This is a genomic window from Psychrobacter cibarius, assembly GCA_030686115.1.
GTDB lineage: Bacteria > Pseudomonadota > Gammaproteobacteria > Pseudomonadales > Moraxellaceae > Psychrobacter > Psychrobacter cibarius_C.
Window position 1 is genome coordinate 3,021,638 of sequence record CP131612.1, and the last position, 18,496, is coordinate 3,040,133.

An 18,496-nucleotide genomic window follows, 5' to 3' on the forward strand; every position below is an offset into this window, starting at 1 on the left:
CTTACTGATTATTGAGCCTAATACGGACAAAAAAAGAGCAAATACTAAGAATAGTGCGGCATCAGATTTGGGATGCTCTCTTGTGACAAGCATACTTAATTAAGAGAGACATCTTGATAGATGTCCGCCATCTCGTTGTTGATAGTCAAAAACTAGTTACAACAAGATAAACGATGGCGGCAATCAATAGAATAAATAACAATGTTAGATTAGCTGACTTCAGCCAGCTAATCTAAAGCTACTACTAATAAACAGTAGCTTAGAAGCGGTAATGAGAGAACGCTTTGTTAGCATCTGCCATGCGGTGAACTTCGTCACGCTTTTTCATAGCAGCGCCTTTGCCATCAGCAGCATCATTCAATTCGCCAGCCAAACGCAAAGCCATTGATTTTTCAGAACGCTTAGCAGCAGCTTCAGCTAACCAACGCATAGCCAAGGCAGTACGACGGGAGGGGCGTACTTCCATTGGTACTTGGTAGGTTGCACCACCAACGCGGCGAGCTTTCACTTCTACCATTGGGCGTACATTTTCTAAAACTTCTTCGAAGAAAGATACTGGATCTTCGATTTTACGTTTTTCGCTTACTGTTTCAAGTGCACCATAAACGATACGCTCAGCAGTAGATTTTTTACCATGACTCATTACATGGTTGATGAATTTTGCAACAGTTTGGCTACCAAACTTAGGATCCGGTAGGATCTCACGGGTAGCAACGACGCGACGTCTTGGCATAATAATAATCCTTTTCTTCAGGAGTGTCTGACATTCACAATCTCGCACCAATTAATATTGGATGGCGTTATATCGAGTTGTCAGTCAGCCTTACTGCACGGCGGTATGTTTTAACAGTGAATTACTAATTTAATAATGCTGTCAACACCAGACCCATGCACAGTTAATGTTTGGTATAAAAAAGCTTAGCTAATAACGATTAGTTATTAAACTTTAGGCTTCTTAGCACCATATTTAGAGCGACCTTGCTTACGGTCTTTTACGCCTGCGCAATCCAATGCACCACGAACGGTGTGATAACGTACACCTGGTAGATCTTTTACACGACCACCACGGATAAGAACAACACTGTGCTCTTGTAGGTTATGACCTTCGCCGCCGATGTAGCTTGATACTTCATAACCTGAAGTCAAACGTACACGACATACTTTACGCATGGCTGAGTTAGGTTTTTTAGGGGTAGTAGTATATACGCGAGTACATACACCACGACGTTGTGGGCACGCTTCCAACGCAGGAACTTTTGACTTTTCCTTGATGGTTTTGCGACCTTTACGAATCAATTGGTTAGTTGTTGCCATGAGGCATCCTTCTCCCGTTTGGTATAAAACAAAAAAATGGGGAAACGCACCATCTATCTGACTTTAACGACAGATTTTGGTACACCCATTTTTAGGACAGTGTATTATAAAGAGTTGTTACTGCTATTTCAACCACTTATGCGTGATTGCACTTTACAACATTTGATAGATATGCATTCACCCTACTACTATAACACTTTATCTATTTTTAGTTAAAAATCAGCTAAAAAGTAGATTGTCATACAGTATATCGAAAGTAGCGTCACGAACGATTTAAATAAGATGTTTGACTATAAATAAATAGCAATTTATAAGTACTAAATGGCGATATTATCTTGTTTTTCAAGAGAAAGAAGACACTATCGCCAAAATTGGTAGTAGATATCCAGCCCATAATCCTTCTATGATGCAAGCTGGCTGAAGAAAGAAAACAGGTAAGTCTGATTATTTAGGCGCTCTTATTTGCTTTTCTTGTTAGCCGTCTTGTTTGATTTGCTGTCAGAGGATTTGTTCTAACTGCCTTGCTTGTCATTGTCGTCTTTCTGCGTTTTTTTTACGACCTTTTCATCAGTTTCTTGATGGTTGTTTTTTTCTTCAGCAGTATCTTTCTTGCTATCGGTATCCTTGCTTGACTCTTTCTCAGCATCTTGCTGCTTGTCATTGTCAGCTGTTTTGTTTACCTTAGCTTCATTACCGCTATCATCAGTGATTGCGCGATTGGCAAGTTTGGCTTCTGGGGCAAAAGTCGCTTGAGCCACGCCAATCACTTCATCAATGAGCTGGCTGTTGTAGCGCATACCAACGATAACAGCGGTAACTGGTAAGAATTTGCGTATCCATGTTAAATTGATTTTATCCAAGTCAATACCGACCTGACTGGCAATACTGTCAACTTGTTCTGCATAAAAGTTGACATTTTTATCCTTTAGACCTAGGTTTTTTAGCTCATTGTGTAGACCACTGCTTTGGGCATTATCCAATAAACCTTTACCAATGCCAATACCTGCTAGCAATGCTTGTTTTTCTTGCATCTTGCTCAGATCAGCATTTGCTAGCAGCTCGTATGCCATTTTGACACCTTGCTTACCTGTGAGGGGTTTATTGTAGACAGCACCCAACTGATAGACGGTACGTAATGATACCAATAAAAGCCATAGCGTATCAGCCAGCAAACCAGGAAGCCCAGCCAAACCTGTTAAGCCCCCTATCGTTGCCAATGCACGGTTTTGATTGGCGATATCAGTGGCTAATGCATAGCGCTCTTCATCATCCAAGCTTGCGATATTGGCGAAACGATGCTCATTAGGTAAATCAATCTGACTCCAATTAGAGGCAAGGTTTGCCACTTGTGCAAAAGCGCCATCGACCGTCGACTGAAAAAAACTGTTTGGCACTACTTTTTTGGCATATTTACCATAGGTGGCAAAACGTGGCCCTAACAATTGCTGAGTGGCTCTTAACGTTTGCTCACGGAACAAATCCTGCTGATAGTCTTCATCGCCTAAGTTGACTGCTTTGTATTGACGCGGTTTGCCCGTCTTAGCATTCATGCTATCAATCATAGCGCCCACGCGCTCTAGATTATTGCGAGTAAAAGAGCCAACGGTAGTGATACCTTTAGAGAGAGTGCTACGCTTCGCCATCGTGATGTCCTTAATGTGATGAGTAATTTTGTTTTATTGTAAGCGATTTATAATAATAGATGTGCCATTCTAGTCAATCACTATAATCGATGTCAGTGCGAACAATGTTATCGCAATCACAAATTTTGTATCCAAAAGTATCACTTGATGTATGATTGATACCATCAGATAAGCTGTCTTCAACCAAATAGTCTTTTTAGATGGCTTTAGATAGCAAGCGCGATTTTGTCGTTATTTTGCACTTGTACAAAGATTTTGGACGCTCGATACGTTATCATGTGCCATAACTCACAGTACACTTGTACTTATATTTATAAGTAATCCGTTACTTATAGATAATCAGTGACCAAGCATATAGTTTTACTATGATCATCACAATGATTGTAAAATGAGGCTTTGACGCTCAATACACCCTAATATTAAATAATAGAAATACATACTTAAAAACGATTATTAAAAGTGATTGTGAAAAATCGTTACTCATAAGGAATAGAATATGCGCCGCGTTGTTATCACTGGAGCAGGGATCGTCTCTTGTATCGGACATGATTTAGCCACGGTTACTGCCGCTCTAAAGCAAGGGCAGTCTGGCATTACATTTAATGAGGCTTATGCTGAGCATGGGTTTAAATCACACGTTAGCGGCAGTATCGACCAGTCGACGCTTGATACCAGTGGTATCGATCGTAAGTTGAAGCGGTTTTTTAGTGATGCCAGTCTATACGCTTATGTCAGTGCTTTAAACGCCATTGAGCAGTCTGGTTTGTCGCTTGAAACCATCAATAATAATCCACGCGTGGGCGTGGTCGCAAGCTCTGGCGGCGCATCGACAGAGAATATTGTCAATGCCATAGATGCCATGCGGGATAAAGGTCTGCGCGGTGTCGGCGCGATGGCTGTGCCAAAAACGATGGGCAGCTCAGTATCAGCGGCGCTTGCTACCGGTCTAAAAATCCAAGGCATATCATACTCGCTCACCTCTGCTTGTGCCACCTCAACCCATTGCATCGGTCATGCGGCTGAACTTATTCAGTTAGGCAAAGCAGATGTGATACTCGCGGGTGGTAGTGAAGCGGAACATTGGACACAGTCTTGTATGTTTGATGCGATGGGTGCAGTCAGTACGCAGTATAATGAGACACCGCAGCGCGCCTCAAGAGCTTATGATAAAGATCGTGATGGCTTTGTGATTGCTGCTGGTGGTGCGATGGTAGTGGTTGAAAGTCTAGAGCATGCCCAAGCACGTGGCGCCAACATACTGGCTGAAATCGTCGGTTATGGTGCCAGCTCTGATGGTGCTGAAATGGTTGCGCCAAGTGGTGAAGGTGCCGTGCGCTGTATGCAGCAAGCACTGGCCGAAGCTGGTTTGCAAACTGTCGACTATATAAACAGCCACGGTACCAGCACGCCGTTAGGTGACATCACTGAGCTTAAAGCCATTGCTAAAGCATTTGGCGATGATATCAGTCAAGTACCTGCGATCAGCTCTACTAAATCTATGACAGGTCATAGCCTTGGTGCCGTTGGTGCGCAAGAGCTGATTTATTGCTTATTGATGCTACAAGAAGGCTTCATTGCGCCCAGTATCAATGTTGATAATTTAGACCCTGCGGCTGAAGGCTTTGATATTGTCACCGAAATGCGTGAAGCCAAGCTTGAGACACTAATGAGCAACAGCTTTGGCTTTGGCGGTACTAATGCCACATTAATCATTAAAAAGTTTGACGCCTAACTATGCTCGCAGCACATCCTCTCAAAATTGAGCAGATAATGTCTGACCCATCGCCAGCTACTAAACCTAGCTGGCGTTTTGGTGACCTATCGGCTGCAGAACTTATGCCGCTGCTACAGCAGTATTTAATCGCACAAGATACTAAGGCAAACTGGCAATTGGTTTGGCTCAACAATGATGGCCGACCGGTGATTGGCTTATTGCCAAAAGTAAGCTGGTCTGTTCAAGATTGTGCTGAAAACACGCCTGATTCGAACGAACAAGCAGTTCTTTATCAAGTCACAAAAACCTATCGTGACGCCGTTCACAATGATATCACTGTCACTTATAGGAGTTATAGCGACTGGCAAGATGAATTAATCAGTTATAGTCAAACTTATGATACTGATAATGAAAACTCAGAATCAGTAAGCGATTTAAATGAAGAACCAAGTTATCATCATGGTCTGATAGGTTTTATTGGTTATGATATTGCGGCTCATGAGCTAAGTCCGGCCGCCAAAATTAAGCGAGCAGCACAGCCTTGTGCCGTATTAGGGCATTACGATATTTACCTAGCACCTGATGGAAATCATGGCAACATAGGTTGGAAATTAACGATAAAGGCAACTGCTAACGACTCTGAAAACGACTTTAATAATCAGCAAAAAAATAAAATAATCACGGCACTTGTCTCTTATTTAGATATAGTAGATAAAAAGCTGGCTGATAACTGTCTCAATAAAACGCAACTGACAGCATCACCACTGCCTGCTCCTTTAGTGTTAAAATCACGATGGCGCAAACAAGACTATCAACAAGCATTTAATCAAACCCAAAACTATCTACAGCAAGGCGACTGTTATCAAATCAACCTAACCCAAGAATGGCAAGGTTTTTTTGATCATAATCCTAGTGATAATGGCACCTTGCCGATGCTGATTGATTATTTACCTGCTCTACATCGTAATACCCAAGCACCTTTTACCGGATACTTAGCGGTTAATCCCTTTAACCGTGAAATCAAAGATAATACGTCCCAGCATCCGTTTGAATTATTGAGCTGCTCGCCTGAGTTGTTTTTTACATTTACCAAGGATATCGATACTGGCAAGCACCATATCATCACTAAGCCCATCAAAGGGACCATGCCGCGCAGCACCAATATTCAACAAGACCATGCTTATAAACAGCAACTGACTGATAGTGAAAAGGATCGCGCCGAAAATGTGATGATTGTCGATTTATTGCGTAATGACTTGGGTAAATATGCCAAGATAGGTAGCGTAAAAGTGCCGCAGTTATTCGCGATTGAGAGTTTTAGTAATGTGCACCATATGGTCAGCACCATTACCGCAGAATTACAGACGGACACTCACCCACTCGCCGTTTTGTTTGGTAGTTTGCCTGCTGGCTCGATTACTGGCACCCCAAAAAAGCGGGCGGTTGAAATTATATCTGAGCTAGAAACTACACCGCGCGGTGCTTATTGCGGCACATTGGGCTATATGAACTTTGATGGCAGTGGTCAATGGAATGTGCTCATTCGTACGCTGCAAGCTAACACTTCATCACATAATGAGTTGGATAAAAAAAGACATATCAGCTTATGGGCAGGCGGTGGTATCACTGTCGCCTCTGATTGCGATGCTGAATACCAAGAATGTTTGGATAAAGTCGGTAATCTATTAAGCGTTTTAACTCAAGAAAATATACACAAACATCCTTAAGGTTGTTATAAAAGTACGACCAGATAAATCCATAAAAAAGCCTGCGCAACATGATGTTGGCAGGCTTTTTATCAATACAAGCATCGTGATTCAATTATCAAGATTTAAATCGCGAACCAGATATTAATCAGCAATAATTTCAGCCTCTTTCTGCAACGTCTGTAAAGCATCTATCAAACGGTTGTTTTGCTCTGCTGTACCGGTAGTGATACGCAAATACTCATTGATGCGTGGCTTGTCAAAATGACGGACGATGATACCTTGCTCACGTAACGCATTCGCTACCGCATTGGCATTACCGTCTTTAGGGCGGGCAAAAATAAAGTTGGCATGTGATGGCAAGACATCAAAACCTAACGCTGTCAGCTCTGCTGTCAGAGAGTGGCGTAAGTCGATGACTTGCTGGCAGGTCTGGGTAAAATACTCAACATCCAATACACTGGCAGTCGCCCCTACTTGCGCCAGCTTATCCAGTGGATAGCTATTAAAGCTGTTTTTCATACGGGTTAAGGCTTCAATCAATGAGGCATTACCAAAAGCCATACCAACACGTAATCCAGCGAGCGAACGTGACTTTGAAAAGGTTTGGGTCACAAGAATGTTGTCAAACTCATTGATTAAGCTCACTGCTGAAATTTCTGCATCTGAGCTACCGTCAGCTGCCCGCGCAAAATCAATGTAAGCCTCATCAATCACAATCACTGAGTTTGAGTGCTCACTAGCCAGCTTGCGAATATCGGCAAGCGATAATAATAATCCAGTTGGGGCATTTGGATTGGCAATGATAATGCCGCTACAAGGCTGGCGATAAGCATCAGGATCAATACTAAAATCTTCTTCCAAGGCAATTTGTACCAGCTCGATACCAAAGGTCTGCGCATAGACTGGATAGAAACTATAGCTGATATCGGGTGCTAAAACAGGTCGCTCTTTTAGGAAAAAGCTGGCAAATACTAGTGCCAATACTTCATCAGAGCCATTGCCAACAAACACTTGGTTGATATCAATATCATAGAGTTGTGCCAATGCGGCACGCAAATCATCAGACTCAGGCGCTGGATATAAACGCAGATCATCCGCTTGCTGCTCTAGGACTTTTGCGATTGCCTCGCCTACTTTTGGTGACGGCGGGAATGGGTTTTCATTGGTATTTAATTTGCATAAATTTTCATGCTGAGGCTGCTCACCAGGAACGTAAGGTGACAAATTACGCGCTTTAGATGACCAAAGTCTGGTGTCTATCTTTAACTCACTCATAAGTTATCCTACTATTAGCCACATAAATTATTAAATATAAATCTCAAAAGTACAATTCAAAAGTAATCATTAAGCCACGTTACTGATAACGATAACGGGCTGAGCGCGCATGGGCTTCTAAGTCCTCACGTTGCGCTAAAATATCTGCGGTCTCAGCCAATGGCTTACTACCGGCTTCAGTACAATAAATAATAGAGGATTTCTTTTGGAAATCATAAACACCAAGCGGTGAAGAGAAACGCGCAGTGCCAGAGGTTGGCAACACGTGATTGGGTCCTGCGCAGTAGTCACCAATCGCCTCAGGCGTGTGACGCCCCATGAAAATAGCACCTGCATGACGAATATCGTTGAGTAGCGCATCAGGATGATCAACTGACAACTCTAAATGTTCTGGGGCAACGCGATTAATCACAGCCATACCTTCAACGCGGTCTTTGACTAAAATAAGTGCGCCACGATTTTTTAGGGAATCGCGGGCGATATCGGCTTTTGGCAACTCTGCCAGCGCTTTTTCAATTTCAGCCGCTACGTCTGCAAGCTGCTGTTCACTGGTCGTGACAAAGATAGCTTGAGCGATACGGTCATGTTCAGCTTGTGACAATAAATCCATCGCCAACCAATCGGCGCGATCTTGCGCCTCGCCTTCTGCATAGACCAATACTTCAGAGGGACCAGCGATCATATCAATCCCAACTTGACCAAATACCGCGCGCTTTGCCGCTGCAACATATTTATTACCAGGGCCAGTGATCTTATCCACCGCTGGAATCGTTTCGGTACCATATGCCAAGGCAGCAACCGCTTGCGCACCGCCTATGGTAAAGACACGGTCGACTTGTGCCAAATGTGCGGCGGCTAACACCAATGGATTGAGCACGCCTTTTGGCGCTGGCACCACCATGATGACCTCTTTAACACCCGCCACTTTGGCAGGAATGGCATTCATCAATACAGAAGATGGATAAGAGGCCAAACCACCAGGGACATAGATGCCTACTCGATCAAGTGCGGTGACTTTTTGACCCAAGCGATTACCAAGCTCATCTTCATACTGCCAAGTCTCTTGTACTTGGCGCTCATGAAAGGTCTGCACACGCGTTGCTGCGGTGGTCAATGCGGATTTCACTGTATCATCAAGATTCGCAAACGCTTCAGCAAGCGCCTCTTTAGACAGCTCTAGCTCTTGCATCGTCGTCGCCGGATGCTGATCGAATTGCTGGGTTAACGCCAGTACGACGCGATCGCCATCATGCCGAACTTGCGCGATGATATCATCAACGGTCTTTAACAAATCGGCATCATTGACGGTTTCAAAGGCAAGTAACTCTGTCAATTGACTGTCAAAATCGGCATCTTGGGTACTTAGTTGGCGCATGACTTAATCCTATATCTGGGCATAAAAGACTGCTGAAAATTAGCGACGTAAAAATGAGGGGTCTTGAGTATTAATAATAATTGTGATGGCTGATATACCAGTTTCTATATATTTAGTTTGTTCAGATTATACTAACCTCATACTTTCTGGCAAGCAAATACAACAAAACCAGTTTAGCACGCTATATCTATCTTATAGCGCTAAACTGGTTTAAAAATTTGTATGACAATGCTTGAGATTACCAATGATTAGTATCGATTGATAAGACATTGATTCATTAGGAATTAATTTATGAAGCGCTGGCAATACTGTTTTTGAAACTATCTAAAATCGGCTCAAGTAACGCAAATTTACGCTTGTAGCTCACTTGATTGACGATAAGGCGTGAGGACACATCGCAAATATGATCGCGTGCTTCAAGACCGTTGGCGCGCAACGTATTACCTGTATCAACCACATCGACGATCAAATCACCCAATCCGACCAACGGCGCAAGCTCCATAGAGCCATACAGTTTAATCACATCCACTTGCTGACCTTGGCTGGCAAAGTAAGCGCGGGCAACATTGACGTATTTGGTCGCAATACGTAGGCGACGATTGGGTAGCGGCGCATCTTTCACGCCAGCTGTCATCAACTTACACTGAGCAATTTGCAAATCAAGCAATTCATAGACATGGTTGGCACCATGTTCAAGCAACACATCTTTACCCGCCACCCCAAAGTCAGCCGCACCATGCTCAACGTAGGTTGGCACATCACTGGCACGCAAAATCAATACACGCACATTGGGGTTTGAGGTTGGAAAAATAAGTTTGCGTGAGGCTTCAGGATCTTCTAATAACTCAACACCAGCTGCGCGTAGCAGTGGCATGGTCTCTTCTAGAATACGACCTTTTGATAAGGCCAGTGTTAAGCCTGAAAACTCATCATTTACTTCATTTAATAAACCATCATTTGGTAGGCTATTGCTTGCTTCAGTCATAATGACATTGTGTCCATATGCAGTTAACACCCCCGCTGAAGGGGGCTTTTAGTGGTAGGTTACTAATAGTGCTAGACTACTACGCTATTCATATCAACGCCAATCGTATCAATCATTGAGGTCATGGATTTGATAAGTAAATCGATATTAGTCGTTAGTATTGATACGTTCGATATTGACCCCAAGCGCACGCAGCTTTTCTTCGACATGCTCATAACCACGATCGATATGATAAATGCGGTCGATTAAACTTTCACCTTCAGCAGTTGCCGCTGCCATCACCAATGACATAGACGCACGTAAATCAGTCGCCATCACAGGGGCAGCAGTGAAGTTTTCGACGCCTTTTACTACGGCCGTATGACCATCTACTTGGATAGAAGCGCCTAGACGATTAAGCTCAGGGACATGCATATAGCGGTTTTCAAAGATATTTTCGATAAAGGTACTCGTACCATCCGCCAGACACGCAATAGCCATGACCTGCGCTTGCATATCGGTCGGGAAACCTGGATGCGGCTGAGTACGGATATCAACCGCTTTAGGGCGACCTTTCATCTGCGCACGAATCCAACCATCACCAGTGGTAATAATGGCACCCATATCTTCGAATTTTTCTAACACAGGTGTTAGTAATAGCGCAGAGGTGTTTTTAGTCAACACATCGCCACGCGTCATGAGTGCACCAGCAAGGTAAGAGCCTGTTTCGATACGGTCTGGTACCACTGAATACTCACAGCCATGTAAGCGCTCGACACCTTCGATGGTCATAATCGAAGTGCCGATACCGCTGATTTTAGCGCCCATCGCGACCAACATATTGGCCAAATCAACGACTTCTGGCTCAAGGGCACAATTACCTAAAACGGTCGTACCTTTGGCAAGTGCGGCTGCCATAATGACGTTTTCAGTACCGCCCACGGTAATCATATCAAAAGAGTAGTTACAGCCAATCAGCTTACCGCCTTTTGGCGCTTGTGCTTTTACGTAACCATTTTCGACACTAATCTCAGCACCCATCGCCTCAAAGGCTTTTAGGTGTTGGTCAACAGGACGTGAACCAATGGCACAGCCGCCGGGCAATGACACTTCTGCCTCACCAAAACGTGCCAGCAATGGTCCAAGCACTAAAATCGAGGCGCGCATGGTCTTTACTAAATCATACGGTGCATAGAAATTATCGATATTCTTGGTATCGCAGGTGACAGTATCGTCCTGCTTTTGGATTTTGATACCCATGCCACCGATCAATTCAATCAAGGTCCGCACATCTTGTAACGATGGCACATTGTGCAATGTCGTTGGCGTCTCGGCCAATATCATAGCGGCAAGTAACGGCAAAGCAGCATTTTTGGCGCCTGAGATAGTAACTTCCCCTGCGATACGACTACTACCAGTGATTAAAAATTGATCCATAGAAGTGACAACCTAACGATGAGTATTAAAATAGTGAAAATCAGACCAATCACACCCAGCCAATATAATAGCCAGTCTAATAAGCCAAATCATATGTATAACGGTCTAGCCTTTGGATTGAACGTCCCATTCAGCAGGCGTCAGCGCTTGAATATTGAGCGCATGAATATCGCCACTGGCGATCTTATCATTGACTAATGCATAAATCGCCTGCTGACGTTGCACGGCACGCTTACCTTCAAAGCTGGCATCAACCACGCGTACATCAAACTTATTACCTTGATTGGCAGCTTGAATAAAAGCGTCTGGGAAGTGAGTCTGTAAAAATGCAATCAAATCGTCAGCGTTCATGCTCATAGAATATTCTGCCTTAAAGTGTCAGATAGGGTATAGATTTAAAGTGACGACATTATAACAAGAGTTTAAGCATCTTACAGTACTGTCTTACGCAACTGCACCTAACTTCTGATTGCCGTCCATTATTTGAGCATTTTATCCAAGTACGTCAGTACTTGCGCGCGTACATCATTGACCCAACGTAGCGGCGGTGCCATCGCACCAATACTGGTCGCATGACTGGCACCTTTTATTTCACCATTTTCTACGGTGACGCCCGCCTCTTGCAACGCTTTGGTCATTTTAATCGTATTGGTCGCGTACACTACTTTGTCTTTTTCGGCAGTCAACAATAAATACGGGGGCTGCTCACCTTTGATTTGACGGTCTGGCATGACCTCGTCTGGCGTAGCATCAGCAGCAAAGGCGGTGGCGCTATCAAATTTACGGAAGTCATAACTATAAGGGCCAGCAATACCCACGACCGCAGTAATATCCTTTGGCTTAATACCATAAGGCGCTAAAAAATCTTCATTGGCGACCGCTGCAACCACGTTAAATGCACCAGCAGAATGTCCAATTACCGCCAAGCGTTTAGGATCAGCATGTAAGCTCGGAGCATTATTGATACTCCAAGCAATCGCTTGCGCCGTATCTTTGACATAATCAGGGTACACATGCTCAGGCGCTTTACGATAATTAATTACGGCGGTGACATAACCTGCTTGCGCCAAACTCTGACCGACAAAGGCATACTGTTCTTTATTACCACTCTCCCATGAGCCACCGTGGACAAACACCACCATCGGATAGCTATCATTAATCGCACCATCATTGATGGCGCTTTGGGCTTTCATCGCTTGTGCTAATGGCTTGGGATAATAAATATCCAAATCTTGATCGGGCTCATCACCATAGAGAATATTTTTGCTGACGCCAACGCCGCCACTAGCAGTAATGCCATTGACGATAGCCAGTGGCGATAGAGCTTGCGCATTCTGGGTGGCTAGGGCAACACTACCCAGTGCTAAGGCGGCGACACCTGTGAATTTTAGAATGCCTACTTTGCTAGCAGTATTATTAATCATGCTTTCATTAATTATTTTTTGACGGCTTTTATTATATTCTAAGCGCTTGTTTGCATCCTTCATTGCCAGTATCCCTATTATATTTATACATGGATCAAAAGTAATAGCGTTGAGACAGCCCTTTTATAAAATAAGCGCTAATACTGTCTTGTCTATTTCTTCGCTTTTTATATCTTACTGGCTGGCTCAGAAGTTCTCGTGTTTTTCCTGTTAACAGTGTTTAGGTTTCTTGTCATTAAACACGGTTTAAACTGACGGGGCAAATAGCTTACCCTACAAGCTATTTAGCCACTGTTTTTTTGTTTTATTAATAAATAACAGCTGTGTTTTAGAACACTTTTTACGGATCTTGATACAGGTCTATGTATGGGCTTGATGACGGTTGCTCAACGGTTGTGCCATCTTCGGTCACGACGATAGGAATCGATGTGCCAACGGACGCTGGCGCTTCAGAATTATTAACGCTAGCAGCATCCACAACGACTGGCGCTGAAGCAGGATTTACCAAGTTATTTTCAGACATAATGTCGTCTTTACTTATCTTTACGCCCCTGTCATCAACGACGGTCGTCAGCAGCACCAGCTCAGTCACACCAACGGTGCTATTGGCAATATCGATTAGGTGACTCTGCTGAGTCGGTGTCATACGTCCCATAATATAAACCACACCATCATTGGTCACGGCTTTGATCTGTGAGGCTTTGACGCCATCACTCGCGGCGACTTTTGCCAGCAGCTTTGAGGTGATATATCCATCATGAACCGTCGAGCTATAGCCTTTAGACGCGCTGACGTTTAGCTCATTATAGACATGACGCACATCTGGCATAGAGCTGACGACTTTTTCGACTTCTACTTTGATGGCCTCAGTCGGTACTTCGCCTGTCAATAACACTTCACTATTAAAGCTATCAATACCCATACGGCTGGTTTGTTGCAGGTCTTCTTTTAACCCATAAACATTGATTTTGACGGTATGTTCAATACTGCGATCCAGTAGTCGCTGCGGAATGGTACGCTCTGTCATCGGCACACCATACGTACCTTCTGTACTGTTGGTCAAATAATTGGTGGTACAGCCCGTAGTGACGATGCTGGTCATTAGCATGACGCCTATCGCGGTGCGGCGTGATGAGCCAAAAATAGCAGTGCGCAAATGCATCCGTGTCATGATTTACCTCTTAGAACATGAGTGTGACGATCGTATAAAGTCAATTGATTGAGCCAGTTTTAATCTAGTAACGTTTGTTTTGACAATTGTTAATTCAGTTAATAACAACTTAGCTACTTTACTTAATTTTTACTATCAGCGGTTAGGTTTTTGGTAACGCTCACTCGATGATAAGTACTTACTACCTTCTAGTTAGATTGCTTTTGCATCCTAATATCACGTATCTGCTATAAAAGCACCTTTGAGCCATTGTGGTTGATTTTCTATGTTTTGACCACTGGTCTTAATATGATTACCTACCGTATCATAAGCGATGACATCAAACCGGCAGTCATAATCCTCATACTCAGGATGCTGTTGCAAAAAATATTGCGCCGTTTTAATCACTTTACGTTGTTTGCTTGCCGTCACGCTCAGTGCAGCACCACCAAAACCTGAACACTGCCGTTGACGCACTTCAATGAATACCAGTGTCGACCATGCTGAACCTGTCTCCAGCATAATCAAATCCAGCTCACCCACTTTGGGCTGCTGCCAATTTTGGGCAATCAAAATCAATCCTTGCGATTGTAAAAACTCACACGCCTGCTGCTCGAACAGACTGCCTTGGCGCTGCTTTGGTGAAGTGAGGTTCAAAGGTTTATGACTGCACATAAGGTCGATTGGTCTTATTAACATTTCAGAATTATCATAGCACATCATGCTAAACTAGCCACTTTCGCGTGCAGATGCTGGCATGGTGTTTTATGCTTTGCTTAAGCCCTATTTGATGAAGCACTTTTGCATTTGTTATTAACCAGTTTTTTCAGTCAGCTCGCCACATTATATTTTAATTCCCGCTTTTAATACTCCGAGGTTTTCATGTCTAGCCCTACCGCGATGCCAGCTTGTCTATATATCGTTGCCACGCCGATTGGCAATATGAGCGATATGACGCCGCATGCCATTGACGTTTTAAAGCAAGTCGCCATCATTGCCTGTGAAGACACCCGTACTTCAGGTAAGCTATTGTCGCATTTTGGCATTGATACCAAAGGCAGTAAAGCCGACGACGAAAAAGAGTCAGAAGCTCCCAACACTAAAAATAATACCGATAATAACGTGACAGACGCTGATACCGTGACCAAGCAAAAAGGTCATAACAAGCTTTGGGCATATCATGAGCACAATAGTGCCATTCAAACACCCAAAATTATCGAGATGATCGAGCAAGGTCATTCGGTTGCTTTGATTAGTGATGCCGGTACGCCACTCATAAGTGACCCAGGTTATCAACTGGTACAGGCCGCTCATGCCGCAGGCGTTAGAGTCTCTCCTATCATTGGTGCCTCTGCTGCCATTGCTGCACTGTCAGTCGCAGGATTGCCCTCAGACCGCTTTAGCTTTATTGGGTTTTTACCCGCCAAAACCCACGGTCGCCAAAAACAGCTTACCGCTCTAAACACACGTACTGAAACGCTGATATTTTATGAAGCACCGCACCGTATTATCGCCAGTTTAGAAGACATGGCGGCGGTATTTGGCGCAGATCGTGAAGTGACGTTTTGCCGTGAATTGACTAAGACCTTTGAAACTGTCCATAAAAGCACCCTTGGGGATTTGGTGGAATTTGTCAAAGCTGATGACAATCAACAGCGCGGTGAGATAGTCGTGGTCGTCGCTGGCGTGAATGTGGCGCAGGATGCGGATGACATCAGTATTCATGATAAATTATTGCAGCGCTTGCTTGAGGACTTATCGGTTAAAAAAGCCGCTGCATTGGGCGCTGATATCACTGGCGTCAAAAAGAATGCGCTATATCAGCGCTTACTTGAGCTACAAGCTGAATAATTTTTGGATATTAATATTACAGACAGTTATAAACCCATTGAGGAGAAGTGAGCAATGTACAATGTAATGGCGATAGGCAACGCATTGGTTGACCATGAATATGTATTGTCAGATGCGGCGCTAGAAGAGACTGATTTGACCAAAGGCAATATGACGCTGGCAGGTATCGACGAGCAACAGCAATTATTGGCGTATTTTAAACTGGCAGAAATTGCACCATCAAAGCAGGCTGGTGGTGGCTCAGCGGCTAATACGATGTATACCTTTGCCAGTTTAGGCGGCAAGCCATTTTATGCGTGCCGCGTCGGTGACGATCAACAAGGCGAGTTTTATCTCAAAGACTTACATGAAGCAGGTGTTGCAACTTCAGAGAAATCTATCCATGCAGGCGGAGTAACGGGTTCATGTGTGGTCGCAGTGACCGAAGATGGCGAGCGTACCATGCAAACTTATCTCGGCACTTCAAGCGAAATCACCGCAGAAAATGTCGATTTTGACGCGCTGACACAAGCTGACTGGTTATATATAGAAGGCTACTTGGCCATGACTGAGAGTATTCAGGCTGCCATGACTCAGTTGCGTCAACAAGCAGGGATTCATTCTGCAAAAATTGCCGTAAGTTTTGCTGATCCTGCCGTGGTGAAGTTTGCCAAAGACGGTTTACTCAATATGCTGGGCAATAAAGTGGCAGTGATATTCTGTAATAGTGAGGAAGCCAAGCTCTTTACAGACAAAAAACAAGTCAAGGCAGCCGCACGCGCACTGCTTGAGTACTGCCAAACGGCAGTGGTCACTGATGGTGCCAATGGTGCAACGATCGCCCATAAAGCTGATGATAAATCAGAAATTGAGATTTATGAAGTTGCTACACCAATCGTTACTAATGTCATTGATACCAACGGTGCCGGTGATAATTACGCAGGAGCATTTTTATACGCGTTGTCGCAGCACTATAGCTTGCCTGAATGTGGTCGTCTTGCCAGCGTAGTGGCGGCGCAGGTGATTCAACAGTTTGGACCACGGTTAGCCTCACAAGATTATAGAGATATTGCAAAGCGTGTACTATCTGCTTAGCTTATAAAAATCTGTCATTGCCGATAATAAAAAAGCCCATATCAATCGATATGGGCTTTTTTATTATTAATTATGAGACAAGTTATTCAATTCACATTGCTCAGTTCACATTGCTCAGTTCACATTGCTCAGTTCAATAAAAAGCGTTTAATACTCAGCCGAGGCTAATGCTTGCGCAAGATCCGCTTTGATATCTTCGATGTGCTCGATACCAATTGATAGACGTACCATATCAGTGCTCACACCCGCATTTTCGAGCTCTTGCTCATTGAGCTGACGATGCGTCGTCGTCGCTGGATGACAGGCTAGTGATTTGGCATCACCGATATTGACCAAGCGAGTAATCAATTGCAGCGCATCGATAAAGCGAGCACCAGCTTCCAAGCCACCCTTCACCCCAAAGGTTAAAATAGCAGATGGCGTACCTTTCATGTATTTTTTGGCAAGCTCGTGCTCAGGATGATCCGGTAAACCCGCATACTTTACCCAGGCAACTTTATCATGGTCACGTAGATATTCTGCAACGGCTTGGGCGTTCTGTACATGGCGCTCCATACGTAGACTCAATGTCTCCATGCCCTGCAAAATACCAAAAGCATTGAGCGGGCTAAGTGCCGCGCCAGTATTACGCAGCGGTGCCACACGAGCACGAGCGATAAAGGCTGCTGCACCGACATCTTTGACAAAGTTCACACCGTGATAACTATGATCTGGCGTGTTCAATAAGGGAAAACGCTCAGGATAGTCGCCCCATGCGAATTTACCACTATCGACAATCGCACCACCAATCGAGGTTCCCGTACCACTCATGTATTTGGTCAATGAATGAATCACGATATCCGCACCAAACTCAAAAGGACGACATAACGCAGGCGTCGCAACCGTACTATCAATCACGACTGGCACACCATATTCATGTGCGATATCACTTAATGCCTGAATATCAACGATGTTGCCTAATGGATTACCTATGCTTTCGGCAAAGACCATTTTGGTTTTGTCATCAATCAAATCACGAATCGCCTCAGGGTTTTTGTGATCAAAGAAGCGGACTTCGATACCTTGACGCGGCAATGCATGGGCAAACAAATTATAAGTACCGCCATACAAGGTCGACACAGCAACGATATTATCGCCCGCTTCACAGATGGTTTGAATCGCATAAGTAATGGCTGCCATGCCAGATGCTACTGCAAGGGCACCGATACCGCCTTCGAGTGCCGCGACGCGTTCCTCCAACACGGCATTGGTAGGGTTCATAATACGGGTATAAATATTGCCTGCAACTTTTAGATCAAACAAATCAGCACCATGCTGAGTGTTATCAAAGGCGTACGAGCTGGTGTGATAAATGGGCACTGCGACCGCTTTGGTCGTTGGCTCAACGCTGTAACCGGCGTGAATCGCCAAGGTCTCAAGACGTTGAGGAGTCGCTGATTTTTGGGCTGCTTGTTCGTCACTCATTATATATTCCTTTATTTCGATAAAAGTTATTAATCAATAAATGACTAATCAACAAATTATTAATTAACAATCTACCACTGAAAATTCAGCTAAAAAACAATT

The 18,496-nt window shown here is 44.1% G+C and carries 16 protein-coding genes; 4 read left to right on the top strand and 12 right to left on the bottom strand.

Translation table 11 applies throughout. The annotated features are described in order from the left end of the window. Nucleotides 1-259 precede the first annotated feature (259 nt). The 3 genes from rpsG to Q6344_12850 all read right to left on the bottom strand — a co-directional run bounded on the left by rpsG (nucleotide 260) and on the right by Q6344_12850 (nucleotide 2,957). Nucleotides 260-733, bottom strand: a complete 474-nt coding sequence (gene rpsG / locus Q6344_12840) for a 30S ribosomal protein S7 (GenBank protein ID WLG13471.1) — start codon at nucleotides 731-733, stop codon at nucleotides 260-262. Nucleotides 734-939: 206 nt separating this feature from the next. Further along, nucleotides 940-1,314, bottom strand: a complete 375-nt coding sequence (rpsL, locus tag Q6344_12845) for a 30S ribosomal protein S12 (protein ID WLG13472.1) — start codon at nucleotides 1,312-1,314, stop codon at nucleotides 940-942. Nucleotides 1,315-1,826: 512 nt separating this feature from the next. Continuing rightward, nucleotides 1,827-2,957, bottom strand: a complete 1,131-nt coding sequence (locus Q6344_12850) for an EcsC family protein (GenBank protein ID WLG13473.1) — start codon at nucleotides 2,955-2,957, stop codon at nucleotides 1,827-1,829. Nucleotides 2,958-3,453: 496 nt separating this feature from the next. On the opposite strand from Q6344_12850, the gene Q6344_12855 reads away from it, so the two are divergent. Continuing rightward, complete coding sequence (locus Q6344_12855; protein ID WLG13474.1) at nucleotides 3,454-4,689, top strand: beta-ketoacyl-ACP synthase II; 1,236 nt, start codon at nucleotides 3,454-3,456, stop codon at nucleotides 4,687-4,689. A gap of 38 nt (nucleotides 4,690-4,727) precedes the next feature. After that, on the top strand, nucleotides 4,728-6,398 hold the full coding sequence (locus Q6344_12860) for an anthranilate synthase component I family protein (GenBank protein WLG13475.1): 1,671 nt from the start codon (nucleotides 4,728-4,730) through the stop codon (nucleotides 6,396-6,398). Between the two features lie 123 nt (nucleotides 6,399-6,521). Here Q6344_12860 and hisC read toward each other — a convergent pair whose 3' ends face one another. The 8 genes from hisC to Q6344_12900 all read right to left on the bottom strand — a co-directional run bounded on the left by hisC (nucleotide 6,522) and on the right by Q6344_12900 (nucleotide 14,680). Then, complete coding sequence (gene hisC / locus Q6344_12865) at nucleotides 6,522-7,655, bottom strand: histidinol-phosphate transaminase (GenBank protein ID WLG13476.1); 1,134 nt, start codon at nucleotides 7,653-7,655, stop codon at nucleotides 6,522-6,524. Nucleotides 7,656-7,734: 79 nt separating this feature from the next. Next, complete coding sequence (hisD, locus tag Q6344_12870) at nucleotides 7,735-9,030, bottom strand: histidinol dehydrogenase (GenBank protein WLG13477.1); 1,296 nt, start codon at nucleotides 9,028-9,030, stop codon at nucleotides 7,735-7,737. Nucleotides 9,031-9,319: 289 nt separating this feature from the next. Beyond that, nucleotides 9,320-10,015, bottom strand: a complete 696-nt coding sequence (gene hisG, locus Q6344_12875) for an ATP phosphoribosyltransferase (protein WLG13478.1) — start codon at nucleotides 10,013-10,015, stop codon at nucleotides 9,320-9,322. Between the two features lie 147 nt (nucleotides 10,016-10,162). Further along, the gene (gene murA, locus Q6344_12880; GenBank protein WLG13479.1) at nucleotides 10,163-11,431 is read right to left on the bottom strand and encodes a UDP-N-acetylglucosamine 1-carboxyvinyltransferase; all 1,269 of its coding nucleotides are present in this window, start codon (nucleotides 11,429-11,431) and stop codon (nucleotides 10,163-10,165) included. A 105-nt stretch (nucleotides 11,432-11,536) separates the two neighbouring features. Next, nucleotides 11,537-11,788 (bottom strand): BolA/IbaG family iron-sulfur metabolism protein, encoded by a 252-nt coding sequence (locus Q6344_12885; GenBank protein ID WLG13480.1) that lies wholly within the window; start codon nucleotides 11,786-11,788, stop codon nucleotides 11,537-11,539. 122 nt (nucleotides 11,789-11,910) lie between these two features. Beyond that, nucleotides 11,911-12,918 carry an alpha/beta hydrolase gene (locus Q6344_12890; protein WLG13481.1) on the bottom strand — a complete coding sequence of 336 codons (1,008 nt, stop codon included), beginning with the start codon at nucleotides 12,916-12,918 and terminating at the stop codon, nucleotides 11,911-11,913. A 277-nt stretch (nucleotides 12,919-13,195) separates the two neighbouring features. Further along, on the bottom strand, nucleotides 13,196-14,026 hold the full coding sequence (locus Q6344_12895; protein ID WLG13482.1) for a BON domain-containing protein: 831 nt from the start codon (nucleotides 14,024-14,026) through the stop codon (nucleotides 13,196-13,198). 216 nt (nucleotides 14,027-14,242) lie between these two features. After that, a complete protein-coding gene (locus tag Q6344_12900) occupies nucleotides 14,243-14,680 on the bottom strand; it encodes a YraN family protein (protein WLG13483.1) in 438 nt (145 codons plus the stop codon). A 207-nt stretch (nucleotides 14,681-14,887) separates the two neighbouring features. On the opposite strand from Q6344_12900, the gene rsmI reads away from it, so the two are divergent. After that, nucleotides 14,888-15,856 (top strand): 16S rRNA (cytidine(1402)-2'-O)-methyltransferase, encoded by a 969-nt coding sequence (gene rsmI, locus Q6344_12905; protein ID WLG13484.1) that lies wholly within the window; start codon nucleotides 14,888-14,890, stop codon nucleotides 15,854-15,856. Nucleotides 15,857-15,910: 54 nt separating this feature from the next. Further along, the gene (locus Q6344_12910; GenBank protein WLG13485.1) at nucleotides 15,911-16,930 is read left to right on the top strand and encodes an adenosine kinase; all 1,020 of its coding nucleotides are present in this window, start codon (nucleotides 15,911-15,913) and stop codon (nucleotides 16,928-16,930) included. A 147-nt stretch (nucleotides 16,931-17,077) separates the two neighbouring features. On the opposite strand, the gene Q6344_12915 is transcribed toward Q6344_12910, so the two are convergent. Beyond that, a complete protein-coding gene (locus Q6344_12915; protein ID WLG13486.1) occupies nucleotides 17,078-18,394 on the bottom strand; it encodes an aminotransferase class I/II-fold pyridoxal phosphate-dependent enzyme in 1,317 nt (438 codons plus the stop codon). Nucleotides 18,395-18,496 lie beyond the last annotated feature (102 nt).